Origin of the sequence: Sinorhizobium sp. KGO-5 (assembly GCF_036245905.1) — a bacterium.
Lineage (GTDB): Bacteria > Pseudomonadota > Alphaproteobacteria > Rhizobiales > Rhizobiaceae > Sinorhizobium > Sinorhizobium meliloti_A.
This window is the reverse complement of the sequence record NZ_BDIZ01000024.1, coordinates 1-1,042: the sequence shown is the minus strand read 5'-3', so window position 1 is coordinate 1,042 and position 1,042 is coordinate 1. Positions and strand designations below refer to the sequence as shown.

At 65.5% G+C, this 1,042-nt stretch carries 1 protein-coding gene; it reads left to right on the top strand.

The features are described 5' to 3' along the window. Nucleotides 1-1,042, top strand: a 1,042-nt coding sequence (locus BHD07_RS31820) for an S-(hydroxymethyl)glutathione dehydrogenase/class III alcohol dehydrogenase (protein ID WP_338284319.1), incomplete at both ends; no start/stop codon positions are given.

Here is a 1,042-nt window from a genome sequence, read left to right as displayed (position 1 = left end):
AGCTCGAAGGCCCTCGGGCCGGCGAGGTGCTGGTCGAGGTGAAGGCGACCGGCATCTGCCATACCGACGATTTCACGCTGTCGGGGGCCGATCCGGAGGGGCTGTTCCCGGCGATCCTCGGTCATGAGGGCGCCGGCATCGTCGTCGATGTCGGCCCCGGCGTCACCTCGGTGAAGAAGGGCGACCACGTCATCCCGCTCTATACGCCGGAATGCCGCTCCTGCCCCTCCTGCCTCAGCCGCAAGACCAATCTCTGCACCGCCATCCGCGCCACCCAGGGGCAAGGGCTGATGCCGGACGGCAGCTCGCGGTTCTCGATCAACGGCGACAAGGTCCACCACTATATGGGCTGCTCGACCTTTTCGAACTTCACCGTGCTGCCGGAGATCGCGCTCGCCAAGGTCAATCCGGACGCCCCCTTCGACAAGATCTGCTATATCGGCTGCGGCGTCACCACCGGCATCGGCGCGGTGATCAACACCGCCAAGGTCGAGATCGGCGCCACCGCCATCGTCTTCGGTCTCGGCGGCATCGGGCTCAACGTCATCCAGGGGCTTCGCCTTGCCGGCGCCGACATGATCATCGGCGTCGACCTCAACAACGACAAGAAGCCCTGGGGCGAAAAGTTCGGCATGACCCACTTCGTCAATCCGAAGGAGGTCGGCGACGACATCGTGCCCTATCTCGTCAACCTGACGAAGCGCGGTGCCGACCAGATCGGCGGCGCCGACTACACCTTCGACTGCACCGGCAACACCAAGGTCATGCGCCAGGCGCTCGAAGCCTCGCATCGCGGCTGGGGCAAGTCGGTGATCATCGGCGTCGCCGGCGCCGGCCAGGAGATTGCCACCAGGCCGTTCCAGCTCGTCACCGGCCGCACCTGGATGGGCACCGCCTTCGGCGGCGCGCGCGGGCGCACCGACGTGCCGAAGATCGTCGACTGGTACATGGAGGGCAAGATCGAGATCGATCCGATGATCACCCACACCATGCCGCTCGAGGACATCAACAAGGGGTTCGAGCTCATGCATTCCGGCGAGAG